Below are 17,357 nucleotides of genomic sequence, written 5' to 3'. Positions count from 1 at the left end.
ACTAATGAAAATTCTATTTTCAAAATATTTGATAGTTGCTCTGTTGGGATTACTATTACCATTAAATGCAAAATGCAAAGGCGACATTACATTACCTGTAGAACTTGTGTACTTTTTTGCTGAAGTCTATGAAGATTCAATTCTGCTAAAGTTTGGTACTGCCACTGAAGTAAGCAATTACGGTTTTGAAATACAAAGAGCGCAAAACGGTTTGAGCTTCGAGGCAATAGGATTTGTTGATGGTAACGGTAATAGTAATTCTCCAAAAGATTATACTTTTGTAGATTCTCTTGTCGAGAGATCCGGAATAGTTTATTATAGATTAAAACAAATTGATTTCAACGGAACATTTGATTACTCGGATACTGTCTCGGTGAACTTTATTTCAAGTGTTAAACTCGAAAATTCTTCGATTCCAGCCGATTTTGAATTATCTCAAAACTATCCAAATCCCTTTAACTCTATAACTAACTTTCAATTTAATATTTCTCAAATTTCCTACATTATGTTAGAATTGTATAATGTTAATGGTCAAAAAATTAAATTGCTTTTTAGTGGTGAACTTTATCCAGGAACATATTCATATAAACTACAAATGGATGATTTTTCTTCTGGAACATATCTTGTTAAATTCAACTCTAAAAACTATTCGTTCATAAAAAAAATATTACTTTTAAAATAATATTATTACACAAAAACTCGTGATAGTAAAGTAAAATTTTACCAATCAAAATAATAGAGAAGAATATGAAATCGATTTATTTATTAATCTTTCTTACATTTATATCTTCCCAATCATTTGCGCAATGGGATAAATATCCACGACCTGATGAGGGTGTTATTAATGGCGGGCTTGGACTAAATTGGATTGATGGTAAACCTTATTATCGTGTAAGTTTTAGACCCGAAATTTCTTTTTCGGATATTGGAGTGGGGTTAGATTTGAATCTTGATTTTGATTCCGAGGGAAAGTTGAGAACAGAAAATTTTAATGAAACTTCCGATTATCTAAGTATTATTCGTTATATAAGATATGGGTTAAAGAACGATCCTGTATTTATAAAGGTTGGTGCTTTGGATTATTACACTCTTGGACATGGTAGTATAATGCAGCATTATAATAACAGTCCAACCTATGATAACAGAAGGATTGGTTTAGTTGCTGATATAGATTTTGGAAAATTTGGTGTCGAGTCAATAATGGGATCTTTTTCACCAGCAGGAGTATTTGGTTTAAGAGGATATGTTCGTCCATTACAATTTACACCAGCCGGCGATATTCCAATCATTGGTAATCTTGAAGTTGGTGTTTCTTATGTTTCAGATTTTAATTCTGATGCAGGTATCTTGGAAGGTACCTATAATAAAAACCTTAAAGAGTTTAATGCATCCAAAGATAAAGGAGCTATTAGCATTTTAGGATTTGATTTAGGATTGCCATTGCTTAACTCCAGCTTTGCAGATATTACTCTATATGCAGATTATTCTAAGATCGTAGATTTTGGCAGTGGAATCGCTACCGGGGTTATGTTCGATTTTAATTTAAGTTCCATACTATCGATTAATGCTAAACTGGAAAGACGTTTTAACAATGGGAAATATATTCCAGCGTACTTTAATTCTTTTTATGAAGTTGAAAGATTTAAAGTCGATTCAGCAACTGCAACTTTTACGAGCAAAGCACAATTACTTAATAGTATTTCTGAAAACAGAAATGGATTCTATGGTGATCTATTAGTTCGCGTTTTAAACTTGTTTGATGTTTACGGAAGCTATCAAAGACTTGATAAAGAATCTGAAAGCGGGGAACTGAATTTAAGGGCAGCTATCGAACCAGAAGGTGCCCCATTTGTAATTCGTGCTGGATATGATAAAATAAATATTAAAAGTGAAAAGGATATTTTTACTCTTGATGACAGATCTTACCTGTATACTGAGGCAGGATACAAACCAGTTGAATACATACTTGTTTCAATTCTTTATAGCTGGACTTATACACCAATACGCGGTAACGATGATAAAATAATTTCTTTTGAACCACAGAAAAGAATTGAACCACGAGTTTCGTTTATTTATCCGTTTAAATTTTAAGGATATTTTAGACTAATAATTAAGGAACGGTTGGGAGACCGTTCTTTACGTTTTGAAAATATAATCTCTTAATTCTTCAACTGTGCGAAAAATATTTTGGCTGTTTAATTTTCTCACTTCATCTTCAGCATAACTATCCCAAACAACAGATGCTATTTCAACTCCACATTCTTTAGCGGCAATTATATCTGAAGGAGCATCACCAATCATTAAAACTTCTAATGGATTAAAATTATGTTTGTTTAAAAACATTATTATTCCTTCTGGTGAAGGTTTATGATTTTCTACATCATCACCGCTTACAATCATATCAAAGTAATCAGTTAACCCAAGCTCATCCAAAGTTATTAATGCAGATGTTCTTCCTTTTCCTGTAAAGATAGAAAGTAAAATGTCTGATTTGTGGACATCTATCAAAAGTTCTTTTATTCCATCATACAATCGAGCTATATCATGATTTTCCTTGTAGTAAGTATAATAATCTATACGGGCGTTTTCATATTCATCTTTACAAATATCTTTAAGTATCACGTCTTCAGTTGGACCGAATAATGCTACTATCTCATCATCAGAATATGCTTTGCCAAGATATTTTTTTGTGATGTGATTGAACGAACTAAAAATAAGTTGATTGGTATATGTTAATGTTCCATCAACATCAAAAATGATCCCTTTAAATCTTGATTTCATTTTTCCTTATTTGATTTTATAAAATGCAATCTTTCCGAAAATATTTTTTATCGTAAACTCATCATTATTGATTGCATTGATTGAGGTTATTGGGATTTGATCTGATGAAATAAGTTGTTGCTCAGTTAGTTTTGAATTTAAAGAGTATAAAGAGCCATCCGAGAATCCGACAAGAGTTCTATCCTGCATTTCAGTAATGATAAATGAAAATAAATTAGATTTCTTAAAATCTATTTTTCCGATTTCTTTACCATCCTTTGCAGAAAAGATTGTCAGCAACCCTTTATTATCTATCAAAAATAATTTTGCTTTATCAGAAGAGATATAAAATTGATTCAACTTTCCTTTTAAATTAATCGACCAGTTTTTTTTGCCAAGTAACAAATCAATTGCCATAAGATTTCCATCCGGAGTAAAAGCAAAAACATTTTTTCCATCGCTTAGCGGCCAACAACTTTGCGGAAAATTTTGTTTGTCGGCAAATTCATACTTCCAATTAATTGATCCCGATTTTAAGTTAACACAATAGAGCGATGAACTGGAATTTATAAAAATCACCTTATCATTTACCACCAGCGGCTGAGAAACAATTGGTGATTTTGAAATGTTGTTTTTCCAAAGTTGCTCAAAAGTAAAAGCATCGTAACAAAAAATATTTCCTTCTATTGTTCCCAGCAATCCACCAATTTTTTTTGAGTTTTGGATTTCAAGTTCGGATAATGAAATATTAGAAGTAATATTCTCTCCAATCCCAACAACCTGTAAAACCTCTCCGTTGTTTGAATTAATTGAATAAAGATCACCTTCAAATGTTGCCGCCAAAATTAAATCCTTATAAAGAGCAGGTGTAGAATTTATGTTTCCAATAATTTCAGTTACAAAATTTTCTTTACCTCTATAATCATTTAAATAGATCAAACCATTATCAAGTATTGTATAAATTCTGTTATCAGATACTATATTTTGTGTAGTTGTTGATGACTGAAATTCTATTTCAAAAGTATTAGAGAGAGAGGAATTAATTGTTTGTTCTTCAATAAGTAGATTTAATTTCTTTAAATCGTGTAAAAAAATAGAATATAATTTTTCTGATAATTCGCTTTTATCACTTCTTTTAAAAATCGTAATTGTATCTGCTTCTTCTTTTATAAGATAGAAATTTATCTCTTCGTTTGTTACTGAGGGTGGAATCCCAATTTCAATTACTTCCGTTAGTGGATTTGTTTGTGCAGAAAATTTATTTTCAGTTGGATAAAATGAAAAAACATATTTGTTCTTAAATTGATTTAATAGATAAGTACTGTTCTGAGTGCTGCTCAAAGAATTACTTGTAAAAAGATAAACTTTATCAGAACTAATTAAATCTTGTTCTTCAGCTACCATATTTAGTGATTCAATTTTAATAATTTGACTGATTGAATTATTTGATGAAAATAAATTTACTCCAATTAAAAGATTATTATCTTGACTTAATATAAAATCTTCACTCTTATTTAAATTGTTAGCATTCGTAATGATTTTATAAGGCATCTTTAAACCTCCAAGTACTGAGTCAACTTGGCTCTTTTCATAAACGGTTCCTATTGCTGAGGTATTAACAAAAATTAAAGCGACATTTATATCATCCTCTTTATTTTGCATTAAAGTAAGTTGATCTAAAAAATTTCGGTTAAATTTTCCGTTTAGGTTAAGATTTGAAACGATAGCAATATTTTTATTTTGGCATAATATTGGAAAAAATATTGCACTAATGAGTATATAAAAAATTAAAACGAAATATAATTTAGAGAGACTATTTAAATTTTTAACATTCATTAATAATTGACAATTACTGTTTGTTTACATGTGTAATTTAGTTATTATTTGATAGAACTTATTCGATTTAAAATAAAAGCCTCAAAGATTTTTTGAGAAGCATACTCAAAAATAAATAACAATATCTGTTTCACAAACCTAAGGGTGCATTATGAATAAAATCACACTGTTTTTTTTCTTATTTCTTTTTTCTGCAACAATCAACATAAATTTGTTTGCGCAAAATTCTGATTTCGGTCAGGATAGCAAATCAGGTGTGACTGCTAATTCCGGAATTACACAAGAGGAATCTAACTGGCTAGCATCAAAAACCGTTACACCAGATATTGAAATTCCACAGGAACTTCTTAATCAACTAGAACAAGCTCGTCTTAATAACGATGTTGATGAGGCAAACAGAATTAATCAAATTATTAATTCTCAATATCGTTCTGGAGTGAAAATTATTAATTCTGAATCTAATCAAAACTCAATTCCTTTGCCTGAACCAATAATTGGAGAATTATTTCCAACAGAATATGATTGGTTACCGGGTGATGTTTTGGTAGCTTCTGATACTGGTGGAGGTTTTCAATTCCCAAGAACATTAGATGTAAAGTTGGGTGATGATGGTAATTTATATTTAGCTTCCATTATAAATACAACCACACAAAGAAGAATTAACGTTTACAAATCTACAAATGGCGGAGCTACCTGGGCAAACAAAGGTGGGGTTTATTACCCTTCACTAAGTGCTCATTTTGAGACTCTATCAATGCTTGTAGAAGGTAAAAGTCCTGGAATAGACGATTCTATTAGAGTAATCATCTATTATACTTTAGCCGCAAATGATAACAATGACGGAGCATCATTAGCATATTTTCAATTTAAACCTAATGCGACAAATCAAGAGTATATACTTAAATCAATTGAAACTCCCACAACCGGACGCGAATTTAATTATGTATCAGCTGTAAGTGACGGTCAGTATTATGGAAGTCTTACTTATTTTGGATGTGTTGTTGGTGAGTATAGTAATAATGCAGATACTTCGATTTCTTACAGAGTCTTTAGGACAACAAATTGGGGTGATACTCACTCAAGTGTTACTCTTGATATTTACGCTGCTACTTGGAACGATTATTATCCCGTTGCACAATTTAAAGCAAGCTCATCAGGTTCAGACTCTGTTTATATTGTGTCAGAGAGAGTATTCCCTTCTACTACCCAGTCTCAAGTAAGAATTACAATTGCACCATGGACTTTAAGTACAACTTTCAAAACTAATTTTTTAACAAATGTTTCAGGTACCTATTACAAAAAACCTGTGATAGCAATTAAACAAAGCCCAAGAAGTATTGATAAAAGAATGGTGATTACATGTACTAAAGATGGCGAGGCTAAATATCATTATTCATTAAATTCGGGCGATTCTTGGAGTACAGATTTATTATTAGATAATAGAGCTACGCCAAGTGTGAATACAAATTATACGTATGTAACTTCAGATTCTACTGGAAGTTCTGAGGATTTTTGTGCAATGTTCTCTGAACGAACAAATGGAACTACGAATGACTCTATAAACGTAAGACGTGGTGCCCCTGGAATTGGATTAGGTACTACACTATATAAACAAAATAGTGAAGGGATTACAAGCACTCATCCTGCTGTTACAACTATATATAGAGATGGAGGTAATCTTAAAACTGCTTTTGCTTACTGGGCAAATGGTCCAAGAGGAATCTATTTTGATGCTGAACATTTAGTAACAAATGTAACTAGTTTACCAGGAGCTGTTGATAAATACGAATTGGCTCAAAATTTTCCAAATCCATTCAATCCTAATACAATTATTAGATTCAGCGTTCCTGAACAAGCTAATGTTACGCTAAAAATATTTAATAGTATCGGGCAGGAAGTTGCAACATTATTAAATGGAGAAATTGCGGCAGGTAATCATCAAGTTGATTTTAATGCAAGTGCATTATCCAGCGGTGTTTATTTTTACAGAATTTCATCATCTAATTTTACAGCAACCAAAAAGATGATTTTAATTAAATAAAATCAATTAATATATTTTCCTAAACTAAAAGGACGGCAAGTTTGTCGTCCTTTTTTTTATGATTCAATCCCTACCATTTCGTTAAAAATGATTCAATACTAACTATCGTTTTATAAACAATAAAGTTGATTCCAATAATTAAATAATCAATAATCCTTTCTTATTTAAAGATGAATCCATATTTTTCTTATGTGATGAGAGGAATTTGATCTATCCTTTAATAAAATTAAACTATTAGAAAAATATTTATTAAATCTAAACCTTAAACTATAAGGAGATAAGTTATGAAAAGAGCATTGCTACTAATTCTGGTTTTAGGATTTGCTTTAAATCTTTCCGGTTATGATAAAAAATCTTTGGTTGAAAGATTTACAAATGCTTCTTGTGCCCCCTGTGCATCATTAAACACAGCATGGTATAATGCAACAACTACTGGAATGTTGCAAAGTGGTACTATTTCACAGATAATTTATAATGTTTGGTGGCCTGGTGCTGGAGATCCGATGTACATTTTAAATCAACCTGATAACACAGTAAGAACAAATTATTATGGTGTTAATGCAGTTCCCGCAATTGATGTAAATGGTGTTACCACAGCGACCTCTCAAACAACTTTTATAAATAATGTTAACACAGGCAACTCACAGTTTTCTCCATTTAAGATTACTATGACACAAAGAGCTTTATCAGATAATCTAATTGAAATTGGAGTTAAAATTTTAAGAGATCCAACTGATGTAACTACTTTTAGTACAACAAAACTTAGAGTTGCATTAACTGAAAAGACTGTTGTTTTTCCTGCCCCTCCAGGTACAAATGGTGAGTCTCACTTTTCAAGTGTATCAAGAAAAATGATGCCTGACGCTAATGGAACAACTTTAGTAGTTCCGGCCCCTGGTGATTCTGTTGAAATAATTCTACAATACATTCCAACCTCTGCATTTTTAGCATCAGTTAATATGGATAGCTTACGTGTTGTGGCTTTTATCCAAAATGAAACAACAAAAGCAGTTTATCAATCTGAAATGTTTGAATTGATTCCAAACTTTGTTGCACAGATTAACTCTTTTAGTCCAGATGTAATTGCAGATAATTCTACGCCAGCGGTTTTTGATGCGGTAATTAGAAACATTGGAGTTATGACTGATAAATACACAATCAATTGTTCACTTGATGCACCAGCAAGCTGGACGGGTGAATATACAACAACTAATGGAACATCAACTTTTGGAACTTCTGACTCAGTTGAGGTCGCCCCAGGTGATTCCGCTGTAATTCAGGTTACAGTAAATCCACAAGGCGTTGATGGATTTGGTAAAACTTTGGTTGAGTTTGCTTCTCAAAATAATCCTGGTTTATCCGGTACAGTTATAATGAATAGCGTTACTTCGAGTGGTAATAATATTCTTGTAATAAATGCTGGCGATAGACAATATGAATCTTATGTTACAAATTCTTTGGATAATATTTATACGGGAACCTACGGCGCAGTCTCAAGATCGGCATTGGAACCAGCAAGTGTTAGCTTATCTAATTTTGAGATAGTTGTCTGGCAGGGAAGTAACTCCAGTCTAGCATTTTATCAAGAAGAAGTTAATAAACTCCAAAACTATTTAGATGGTGGTGGAAATCTTTTTATTACCGGACAGAATATTGGAAGTGATATTTTCGAAACATCCGGTCAAAGCCAATTTGCTCAGGATTTTTACCATAACTATTTCCACGCAAATTATGTAGCTAATGCATCAACTTTATTTTTGATAAAGGGGATAACGAATGATATTATTTCCAATGGATTACAATTTATTGCAAACGATATTTACCCAAGATCGCTAGATAAGATTTCTGCAAGAGATACAAGTGCAGTCGGATTCTTAACATATTTTAATGGTCCCGATATGGCTGGTGTTAGAGCAAAAGCTGATGGTTATCGCGTTGTATATATGTCTACCGGGCTAGAACAAATCACAGAGCTGGCAATTCGTGATACTATCGCTGTTCGCAGTCTTCGATGGTTGTCGGAAAATGTTGTTGTTGGTGTTGATGAGGAAACCAATCAACCAACACAATTTGTTTTGGATCAGAATTATCCTAACCCATTTAATCCAACAACAAAAATCAGTTTTTCTATTTCAGAAAAATCTTTTACTACATTAAAGATTTATGATATACTTGGAAATGAAGTCGCATCATTACTTTATGAAGAAAAACCTGCAGGTCGTTATGAAATTCAGTTTGATGCTTCCAGCCTTTCTTCAGGTGTTTATTTATATAAACTTCAGTCGAATAATTTAGTTCAAACAAGAAAAATGATTCTTTTGAAGTAACTTAAACTTGTTAATCATTTAATTAAAAGGACGGTGTGATAGCCGTCCTTTTTGTTTTAATCCATCTAAAAATTCTTGCATGAAAAATGCAACATTTATAAGTTTGGCAGCGTCTAATCGAAATTAAATTCAAAGATTTTTTTTATTAAATAAAGAGGTTCTGCTTTGGATATTGTTGCATTAAATGAAAAAATAAAAAACGAGAGTGCTTTTATTGATTTACTGATGAGTGAAATCGGTAAAGTTATTGTTGGCCAAAAAGTAATGGTTGAAAGATTGGTAATTGGATTACTTGGCAACGGACACGTTTTACTTGAAGGCGTTCCGGGACTTGCAAAAACTCTTGCCATTAAAACCTTAGCTGCCGCAATGACAGCAAAGTTTCAAAGAATCCAATTTACACCGGATTTACTTCCCGCCGATTTGATTGGTACACAAATATATAATCAGAAAGATGGAAATTTTCTTATTCGTAAAGGCCCAATCTTTTCAAACTTTATTCTTGCTGATGAAATTAACCGTGCACCCGCAAAAGTACAAAGCGCTTTGTTAGAAGCAATGCAAGAACGACAAATTACTATTGGTGAGTCAACCTTTAAACTTGAAGAACCGTTTTTAGTTCTTGCGACCCAAAACCCAATTGAGCAAGAAGGAACTTATCCTTTACCAGAAGCACAGGTAGATAGGTTTATGCTAAAGGTTGTTATCACTTATCCTGAAAGAGCCGAAGAACTTGCGATAATGAGGCAGAACATGAGTTTGGTAGAAACTAAAATAAATCCAGTTGTTTCTCCTGATCAAATATTAAAAGCACGCCACTTATTAAATGAAGTTTATATTGATGAAAAAATTGAAAAATATATTCTTGATATAGTTTTTGCTACACGTAATCCCAAGGCGTTTGGAATTAATAATCTTGCTGAACTAATTAGTTATGGAGCATCGCCAAGAGCTACAATTAATCTTGCTATCGGTGCTAAAGCAATGGCATTTATAAAACGCAGAGGTTATGTAATTCCTGAAGATGTAAGAGCTATTTGTCTTGATGTCTTAAGACATCGTGTTGCTGTTACTTATGAAGCAGAAGCTGAAGAAATTACAAGTGAAAATGTAATTCAAGAAATATTGAACAAAGTAGTTGTTCCATAATTATGCTTACTAAAGAACTTTTAAAACAAGTTAGACAAATTGAAATACGCACTAAAGGACTTGTCAATCAGGTTTTTTCAGGTGAATATCATTCTGTTTTTAAAGGACGCGGAATGGAATTTTCTGAGGTGCGTGAATATCAATTTGGTGATGACATCAGAAACATCGATTGGAATGTAACCGCACGATTCGGACATCCATACATTAAAGTATTTGAAGAGGAACGAGAGCTAACTGTAATGCTTATGGTTGATTTAAGTGGTTCATTAATGTTCGGATCAATTTCCAAAACCAAACAAAGAATTGCTGCTGAGTTAAGTGCAATACTTGCATTTTCTGCTTTAAAGAATAACGATAAAGTTGGACTTATTTTATTTACTGATAAAATTGAAAAATTTGTGCCACCTAGAAAAGGGAAGAAACACGTTTTAAGAATTATTCGTGAAGTTCTATCCTTTGAACCGGAAGGTAAGGCTACTAATCTTAAAGGCGCATTAGAATACATGAATAATGCAATCAAGAAAAAATCAATTGCATTTTTAATATCTGATTTTATGGATGAAGGTTATGAAAAGATTTTAAGAATTGTTGGAAGAAAACATGATTTAATTGGAATTGTTTTAGATGATAGACGCGAAAAAGAAATTCCGAACATTGGATTGGTAAAACTTGTTGATTCTGAAACCGGAGCTGAGCGATGGATCGATACCAGCAGTAAAAGAGTTCGTTCACAAATGATTTCTGATCGCAAAGCAAGTGAGAAAGTGAGAAATTCTATTTTTGTAAAAAGCCGGCTTGACAGAATTGAATTAACCACAGGATCTAATTACATCCAACCTCTGGTGCAATTTTTTAGAAGACGTGAGAAAAGATGGTAAAAAATATTTTCTTAATTCTGTTTTTTACAATTAGTTTCAGACTTTTTGCTCAACAGATCAGTGCAACTGCTTCTACTGATACTTCTGATTACATGATTGGTGATCAAATTAAATACTCTCTTTCTTTAGAAATGGATAAAAATGTTTACATCATAAATCCATTTTTTAAAGATTCATTAAAGAATACTGATGTACTTGGAGTTTCTGATCCAATAGTGGAAGAAAATGAAAATGGAAAAACAGTAAAATACCTTTTCGTCTTATCTCGTTTCGATTCAGCGGAAGTAACGATTCCACCTATAAAAATTGAATACAGAACAAAGGGTGATACCACTTTAAAATTTATTTTATCGAACAGTATTACATTCAATGTTCATCGTGTTAATGTAGATGTTAAGGAGGAAATAAAGGATATTAAACCGCCTATCAGACCGTTTGATTTCACATTTCTAATCTACATTTTGATTGCATTTACGATTATTTCTGTGTTAGTATATTATTTTGTTTACAAGAAATATTTAAAACGTAAACAAGAAATAATGATTCAAAAGAAAGAGGAAAAACTTCTCTCGCATCAGTTAGCACTTCGCAAACTTGATCAACTTGAAAAAGAAGAATTGTGGCAAAAAGGATTTGTAAAAGATTATCATTCAAAGATTACAGAAATCATTCGTGAATATTTTGAAAAACAATTCAGCTTGCCTGCATTAGAACGAACAACTACAGAATCATTAAAACTTTTAAGTAAACATCCGCAAGGTATCAAAGTAATAGATATTACAGCACAATTTTTTAATAATGCAGATTTGGTGAAGTTTGCAAAATTCACACCACTTGAAAGTGTAAACTTTGAAATGATGACTCAAGCAAACGAAATAATTCACAGAACAATGTCGGTTCAAAAAGAAAGTGAAGTTGAACCTGAGTTAAAAGAGGCTGCAAATGTTTAAAGATATTTCATTTGCATACCTTTGGGTTCTTTATTTCCTATCATCTATTCCATTATTAATCGCCTGGTACATCTGGAAAGGAAGAAAGAAACAAGCGGCAATTAGTTATTCATCTTTAAAGATGTTTGAAAAAATTCCCGCTACTTTTAGGGAAAGATTAAGGCACTTTCCATTTGCATTAAGAATGCTTGCATTAATATTTTTAATTATTGCACTTGCACGTCCACAAAATTTTTCTGCTGGACAAAGCATTAACGCAGAGGGAATTGATATTGCGATGGTGCTGGATATTTCCGGCAGTATGCTTGCTGAGGACTTCAAACCAAATCGTTTGTCTGCTGCAAAAAACGTGATTGATAAATTTGTTAGCGCGAGAACTACAGACAGGATTGGCTTAGTTATTTTTTCTCGCGAGGCTTTTACACAGTGTCCGCTAACGATTGATTATTCTGTTCTTAGAAATCTCCTTGGTGATATTAGAACTGGTATGATTGAAGATGGAACTGCAATAGGGAATGGAATAGCAAATGGGATTAATAGATTAAAAGATAGCGATGCTGAAAGCCGAGTGATAATTCTTTTAACTGATGGAGTAAACAATGCTGGTGAAGTTGACCCAATATCAGCAGCAGAAATTGCATCCACTTTTGGAATAAGAATTTATACAATTGGTGTTGGAACGCGTGGTGAAGCACCTTATCCTGTTCAAACTCCATTTGGTACCAGATACCAAATGGTTCCTGTTGAAATTGATGAAGCAATATTAAAAAAAATTGCTGAACAAACTGGCGGTGAATATTTCCGAGCTACTAATAATCGTGCACTTGAAGATATCTATAATAAGATTGACAAGATGGAAAAAACAAAAATTGAAATTACATCATACCGGAACGCAAAAGAACTTTTTGCCGGATGGCTGGGAATAGGAGTTGTATTGTTGTTGCTAGAATTGATAGCTTCCAAAACAATATTAAGGAAACTGCCATAATGTTTAAATTTGCTAATTCGGAATATTTAAATGCACTTTGGTTGATTCCAGTATTAATTGTTCTTTACATCCTATTTAACAGGAACAGGAAAAGGCTGCTTGAGAAATTTGCTGAAATAGATTTGCAGAAATCTATTATGTATTCTTTTAGTGGAATAAAATCGAAAATAAAATTTGGGTTAATTCTAACATCATTAGCCTTACTTATTCTTGCGTTTGCAAATCCACAAGTTGGAACTAAGATGCAGGAAGTTAAGCAAACCGGAATTGATGTTTACATTTTGCTTGATGTATCAAGAAGCATGCAGGCTGAAGATATCAAACCCAACAGATTGGAAAAAGCAAAGTATCAGATTTCAAATCTTATACAAAAATTACGTGGCGATAGAATTGGATTGATTATTTTTTCCGGTGAAGCGTACATACAATTTCCATTAACTACAGATTACTCTGCTGCAAATTTATTTCTTTCTGCCGTTGATTTTAACTCAGTCCCACAGCCTGGAACAGCGATTGCATCTGCAATAACTATGGCCGTTCAATCATTTGATTCTGCAAACACAGATAAAGCAATTATCGTTATAACTGATGGGGAAGATCACGAAGGCGATATAGATAAATCTGTTGAAGATGCAACGGATAAGGATATAAAGATTTATACAATTGGTTTAGGCTCTCCAAATGGTGTTCCGATTCCAGTTTATGATAATAGAGGTAATTCAGTTGGATTTAAGCAGGATAACAGTGGGCAAACCGTTTTAACAAAGCTTGATGAAACTATTTTAAAGAAAATAGCTAAAGATGGAAATGGGGAATATTATCAAGGAAATAATTATGAAGATTATCTTGATAAAATTTATAATGATCTTTCTAAACTGGAACAATCTGAATATGGTGTAAAAAAAGTTACTGATTACGAAGATCGTTTTTATTACTTTTTAATACCGGCAATATTGTTGCTGCTAATTGAAATCTTTATAACTGATAAACGTTCACCTTTCTTTACAAGGTTGAATAAAAAATTAGGAATTGAATCAGAAGGAAAATGAATAAACATAACTTAAAAAACATTTTACTTTTACTATCGTTTTTGTTTTTATACTCAAATGGATTTTCACAATCTAACCGAAGTATTTTAAATGATGGAGTTGATAAGTACGAAGAAAAAAAATATGCTGATTCAGAAGTTGATTTTAGAAAAGTTGTTGAAAGTTCACCGAAAAATTTTGATGCCAATTTTAATTTAGGGACATCCTATTACAAACAAGAGAAATATGATGATGCAATAAAATCTTTCTCTAATGCTTTTGAAGGCGCTAAAGACGATGAAAGCAAGGCAAAGATTTTTCACAACATTGGTAACTCACTTTTAAAATCAAATAAACTTGAACAAAGTATTGAAGCTTATAAAAACGCTCTAAAATTTAATCCGAATGATCAGGACACGAAGTATAATTTATCATATGCTCTTGAAATGCTTAAGAATAAGGACAAAGACAAGGATAAAAACGATAAGAATAATAAAAATGATCAGAAAAAAGATGATCAAAAGAATCAGCAGAATCAAAATCAGGATCAGCAAAACAAAGATCAAAATAAACAGGATCAGCAGCAGAATCCACAGCCTAAAGATCAAGAATCAAAGCAGGATAACACTAAACAGCCTCAGCAGCCTAAAGATGTAAAAATATCAAAAGAGGAAGCTCAGCGTATTCTTGATGCTTTAAAAAACAATGAAAAAGATTTACAGAAGTTATTAAGAAAAAAATCTGGCAAAGTTAAAAAAACGGATAAAGACTGGTAATGGTAAAATCCTTTTTAGTTGGAATGTTTTTATTATTTATTCCGTTTGTTCAAGCGCAATCATTCATTGCAACTGTTGATAACAATAAAGTTGCAGAAAATGATCGTTTTGAATTACGCTTTACATTTGAAGGGAAAAATCTTAATGCATTAAAAAATTTCAATCCGCCATCTTTAAAAGATTTTAGGGTTCTTTCCGGTCCAAATCAATCTACCAGCATGCAGATTATTAATGGTGTATCTTCATCATCACTAACTTTGTCATACATCCTAATGCCTAACACTACAGGCGCTTTTACAATTGCCAGTGCATCAATTCAATATGAAGATAAATCAATCACAACAGAGCCTATAAAAATTACAATAGTAAAAGGTTCACAAAAACCCAAAGATGATTCCAATAGCCAAGTATCAAACGAAGAGATCGCAAAAAATTTATTCATCCGTGCATCTATAGATAAAAATAAAGTTTATTTGGGCGAACAGGTTACAGTCACTTATAAACTTTACACACGATTAAATATTGCAGCACAAATGTCAGTAGATAAGCTACCTCAATACCAAGGATTTTGGGCTGAGGAACTTGAAACTGCACGCAATATTTCTTTCAACAGAGAAGTTATTGATGGACAGCAGTATAGCGTTGGGTTATTAAAACGAGCAGCTTTATTTCCAAGCCAAACAGGTAAGTTAGAAGTTACACCTTTTGAACTTACAATACCAATTCAGGTTCAGAAGAAGAAAAACCCAAATAATGTTTGGGATGATTTCTTTGGCGATCCATTTGGGCGCTCTGAGATTGTTGAGTACCAGGCAAAATCCAACACGCTTAAAGTTGATGTAATCCCGTTACCAGAAAATAACAAACCAGCCTCTTTTAGAGGTGCTGTTGGCAAGTTTGATTTTGATGCCTCTATTGATAAAGCTAGAACCAAAACCAACGAACCAATCACTTTAAAATTTAATTTTTCTGGCTCGGGAAATATTAAGCTTTTAGAATTACCTCCGTTTGAATTACCAAATGGTTTTGAAAAGTATGATCCAAAAGTTGATGAGCAGATAAATAGAAACGGAAAAATTAACGGTACCAAAAACGCTGAGTATCTTTTAATTCCACGAATTGCTGGAAGCCGCGAGATTCCGGCTATTGAGTTTTCATATTTTGATTCCGAATCAAAAACGTATCACATCATAAAATCAAAATCATTTAGTGTAATTATTGAGCAAGGCCAAAACGGGGCAAATGATTTTGCAAATCAACAAAATATTAATCAGCTCGAAAATGATATTCGTTTTATTAAAACAAATTATGATGATATTGGAAAACAAAGTGATATAATTTTGTTTAAACCTGGGTTTTGGATTGCATCAATAACTCCATTGTTTGCTGCCCTTCTTTTGATTGGATGGAAAAGGAAACAAGATAAACTTTCCGGAAATCAACAATTGTTGCGGTATTCTAAAGCAGAAAAAGTTGCACGCAAGAGATTTAAATCAGCTAAAAAACTTCTTGATCAGAATAATGTTGAACTTTTTTATTCCGAAATATCACAGGCATTGTTCGGATATCTTGAAGATAAATTTCGTATTCCCAAATCAGAATTTACTCTGGATAAAGCTGCTGATGAATTAACAAAAAGAAATATTTCTACTGATCTTGTTGATAAGATGAAAACTAATGCTCAAAAATGTGAGTTTATTCGGTTTGCACCAGGAACAAATCCTTCACAAGCAATGACTGAAATGTACAACTCATTTTCTGCTGTGGTTATTGATATTGAGAGATCAATTGCAAAATGAAAAAATATATCTTTAAAATAATATTGTTACTAATTTTCATTTCTTTATCAGTTATAAAAGCAGATATTAAATCTGTTATGCAGAAAGGGAATGAGCTTTATAAAAACAATCAATATCAACTTGCTATTGATGAGTATAATAAACTTATAAAACAAGGTTATGAAGGAACTTCGCTTTATTACAATCTTGGTAATGCACATTATCGTTTAGGTAAAGTTGGATACGCAATTTTGTACTATGAAAAAGCATTAAAACTTTCACCAAGTGATGAAGATGTAAAACATAATCTTACACTTGTTAAACTGAATATAAAAGATAAAGTAGATACGCTGCCTCCATTTTTTATTTTTAATGTATGGGAAGGTTTGCTTGCTTCATTCACTATTAATGGCTGGACTATTTTTGTTTACACAATTTTTATACTACTACTTCTTTGTGTCGTTGCTTATTTCTTTTCAAATTCCACTACACAACAAAGAGCCTCTTTTTTTAGTGGAGTTGGGATGTCTGTTTTATTAATTCTTATAATAATCCTGTTAATGGTTAAACTGAATAAGGAGTTCAATATTAAAGACGGAATAATTATTTCTACGGTTGTAACTGTAAAATCTGCACCAGATAATTCCTCAAAAGATGAATTCATCATTCACGAAGGATTGAAGGTAAGATTAGAAGATAGAGTTGATAATTGGGCCAAAATAAGGCTTGCAGATGGAAAAGTTGGTTGGATTCTGGAAGAATATTTTAGAAAAATTTAGCAAAATCTAACTATTAGCATTTGTAAATTATTGTGTTTTCTTTAGCTTTCTAGGAATAAAATAATAA

Annotated in this window: 14 protein-coding genes; 12 read left to right on the top strand and 2 right to left on the bottom strand. The window is 32.1% G+C overall.

Annotation, left to right across the window (positions count from 1 at the left end):
• Nucleotides 1–4 precede the first annotated feature (4 nt).
• Nucleotides 5–682, top strand: a complete 678-nt coding sequence (locus IPJ23_03780) for a T9SS type A sorting domain-containing protein (protein ID MBK7629818.1) — start codon at nucleotides 5–7, stop codon at nucleotides 680–682.
• A gap of 65 nt (nucleotides 683–747) precedes the next feature.
• On the top strand, nucleotides 748–2,091 hold the full coding sequence (locus IPJ23_03775) for a hypothetical protein (protein ID MBK7629817.1): 1,344 nt from the start codon (nucleotides 748–750) through the stop codon (nucleotides 2,089–2,091).
• 45 nt (nucleotides 2,092–2,136) lie between these two features.
• Here the strand turns inward: IPJ23_03775 and IPJ23_03770 are convergent, their stop codons facing one another.
• Entirely contained in the window at nucleotides 2,137–2,781 is a 645-nt protein-coding gene (locus IPJ23_03770) for an HAD-IA family hydrolase (protein ID MBK7629816.1), read from the bottom strand.
• Between the two features lie 6 nt (nucleotides 2,782–2,787).
• A complete protein-coding gene (locus IPJ23_03765; protein ID MBK7629815.1) occupies nucleotides 2,788–4,422 on the bottom strand; it encodes a PQQ-binding-like beta-propeller repeat protein in 1,635 nt (544 codons plus the stop codon).
• Between the two features lie 325 nt (nucleotides 4,423–4,747).
• On the opposite strand from IPJ23_03765, the gene IPJ23_03760 reads away from it, so the two are divergent.
• The 10 genes from IPJ23_03760 to IPJ23_03715 all read left to right on the top strand — a co-directional run bounded on the left by IPJ23_03760 (nucleotide 4,748) and on the right by IPJ23_03715 (nucleotide 17,290).
• Nucleotides 4,748–6,637, top strand: coding sequence for a T9SS type A sorting domain-containing protein (locus IPJ23_03760; GenBank protein MBK7629814.1), 1,890 nt, complete (start codon nucleotides 4,748–4,750; stop codon nucleotides 6,635–6,637).
• 1,898 nt (nucleotides 6,638–8,535) lie between these two features.
• Nucleotides 8,536–8,964, top strand: a complete 429-nt coding sequence (locus tag IPJ23_03755) for a T9SS type A sorting domain-containing protein (GenBank protein MBK7629813.1) — start codon at nucleotides 8,536–8,538, stop codon at nucleotides 8,962–8,964.
• Nucleotides 8,965–9,189: 225 nt separating this feature from the next.
• A complete protein-coding gene (locus IPJ23_03750; protein MBK7629812.1) occupies nucleotides 9,190–10,113 on the top strand; it encodes a MoxR family ATPase in 924 nt (307 codons plus the stop codon).
• A gap of 2 nt (nucleotides 10,114–10,115) precedes the next feature.
• On the top strand, nucleotides 10,116–10,991 hold the full coding sequence (locus IPJ23_03745) for a DUF58 domain-containing protein (GenBank protein ID MBK7629811.1): 876 nt from the start codon (nucleotides 10,116–10,118) through the stop codon (nucleotides 10,989–10,991).
• Complete coding sequence (locus IPJ23_03740; GenBank protein ID MBK7629810.1) at nucleotides 10,985–11,941, top strand: hypothetical protein; 957 nt, start codon at nucleotides 10,985–10,987, stop codon at nucleotides 11,939–11,941. The genes IPJ23_03745 and IPJ23_03740 overlap by 7 nt, the downstream gene beginning before the upstream one ends.
• A complete protein-coding gene (locus IPJ23_03735; GenBank protein ID MBK7629809.1) occupies nucleotides 11,934–12,929 on the top strand; it encodes a VWA domain-containing protein in 996 nt (331 codons plus the stop codon). The genes IPJ23_03740 and IPJ23_03735 overlap by 8 nt, the downstream gene beginning before the upstream one ends.
• Nucleotides 12,929–13,978, top strand: a complete 1,050-nt coding sequence (locus IPJ23_03730; GenBank protein ID MBK7629808.1) for a VWA domain-containing protein — start codon at nucleotides 12,929–12,931, stop codon at nucleotides 13,976–13,978. Before IPJ23_03735 ends, IPJ23_03730 begins: the two co-directional genes overlap by 1 nt.
• Entirely contained in the window at nucleotides 13,975–14,733 is a 759-nt protein-coding gene (locus tag IPJ23_03725; protein MBK7629807.1) for a tetratricopeptide repeat protein, read from the top strand. The genes IPJ23_03730 and IPJ23_03725 overlap by 4 nt, the downstream gene beginning before the upstream one ends.
• Nucleotides 14,733–16,532: a protein BatD gene (locus IPJ23_03720; GenBank protein ID MBK7629806.1), complete on the top strand. Its 1,800-nt coding sequence runs from the start codon at nucleotides 14,733–14,735 to the stop codon at nucleotides 16,530–16,532. Before IPJ23_03725 ends, IPJ23_03720 begins: the two co-directional genes overlap by 1 nt.
• Nucleotides 16,529–17,290: a tetratricopeptide repeat protein gene (locus tag IPJ23_03715; GenBank protein MBK7629805.1), complete on the top strand. Its 762-nt coding sequence runs from the start codon at nucleotides 16,529–16,531 to the stop codon at nucleotides 17,288–17,290. The genes IPJ23_03720 and IPJ23_03715 overlap by 4 nt, the downstream gene beginning before the upstream one ends.
• Nucleotides 17,291–17,357: the final 67 nt, after the last annotated feature.

The sequence above is a fragment of the Ignavibacteriales bacterium genome, from assembly GCA_016709765.1.
Lineage (GTDB): Bacteria > Bacteroidota > Ignavibacteria > Ignavibacteriales > Ignavibacteriaceae > IGN3.
The sequence above is the reverse complement of the archived record's forward strand: the minus strand, read 5'-3'. Positions and strand labels throughout refer to the sequence as shown.

Coding starts and splice junctions, on each gene's coding strand:
- IPJ23_03780 (MBK7629818.1), top strand. CDS start 5: ATGAAAATTCTATTTTCAAAATATTTGATAGTTGCTCTGTTGGGATTA.
- IPJ23_03775 (MBK7629817.1), top strand. CDS start 748: ATGAAATCGATTTATTTATTAATCTTTCTTACATTTATATCTTCCCAA.
- IPJ23_03770 (MBK7629816.1), bottom strand. CDS start 2,781: ATGAAATCAAGATTTAAAGGGATCATTTTTGATGTTGATGGAACATTA.
- IPJ23_03765 (MBK7629815.1), bottom strand. CDS start 4,422: ATGCAAAATAAAGAGGATGATATAAATGTCGCTTTAATTTTTGTTAAT.
- IPJ23_03760 (MBK7629814.1), top strand. CDS start 4,748: ATGAATAAAATCACACTGTTTTTTTTCTTATTTCTTTTTTCTGCAACA.
- IPJ23_03755 (MBK7629813.1), top strand. CDS start 8,536: ATGGCTGGTGTTAGAGCAAAAGCTGATGGTTATCGCGTTGTATATATG.
- IPJ23_03750 (MBK7629812.1), top strand. CDS start 9,190: ATGAGTGAAATCGGTAAAGTTATTGTTGGCCAAAAAGTAATGGTTGAA.
- IPJ23_03745 (MBK7629811.1), top strand. CDS start 10,116: ATGCTTACTAAAGAACTTTTAAAACAAGTTAGACAAATTGAAATACGC.
- IPJ23_03740 (MBK7629810.1), top strand. CDS start 10,985: ATGGTAAAAAATATTTTCTTAATTCTGTTTTTTACAATTAGTTTCAGA.
- IPJ23_03735 (MBK7629809.1), top strand. CDS start 11,934: ATGTTTAAAGATATTTCATTTGCATACCTTTGGGTTCTTTATTTCCTA.
- IPJ23_03730 (MBK7629808.1), top strand. CDS start 12,929: ATGTTTAAATTTGCTAATTCGGAATATTTAAATGCACTTTGGTTGATT.
- IPJ23_03725 (MBK7629807.1), top strand. CDS start 13,975: ATGAATAAACATAACTTAAAAAACATTTTACTTTTACTATCGTTTTTG.
- IPJ23_03720 (MBK7629806.1), top strand. CDS start 14,733: ATGGTAAAATCCTTTTTAGTTGGAATGTTTTTATTATTTATTCCGTTT.
- IPJ23_03715 (MBK7629805.1), top strand. CDS start 16,529: ATGAAAAAATATATCTTTAAAATAATATTGTTACTAATTTTCATTTCT.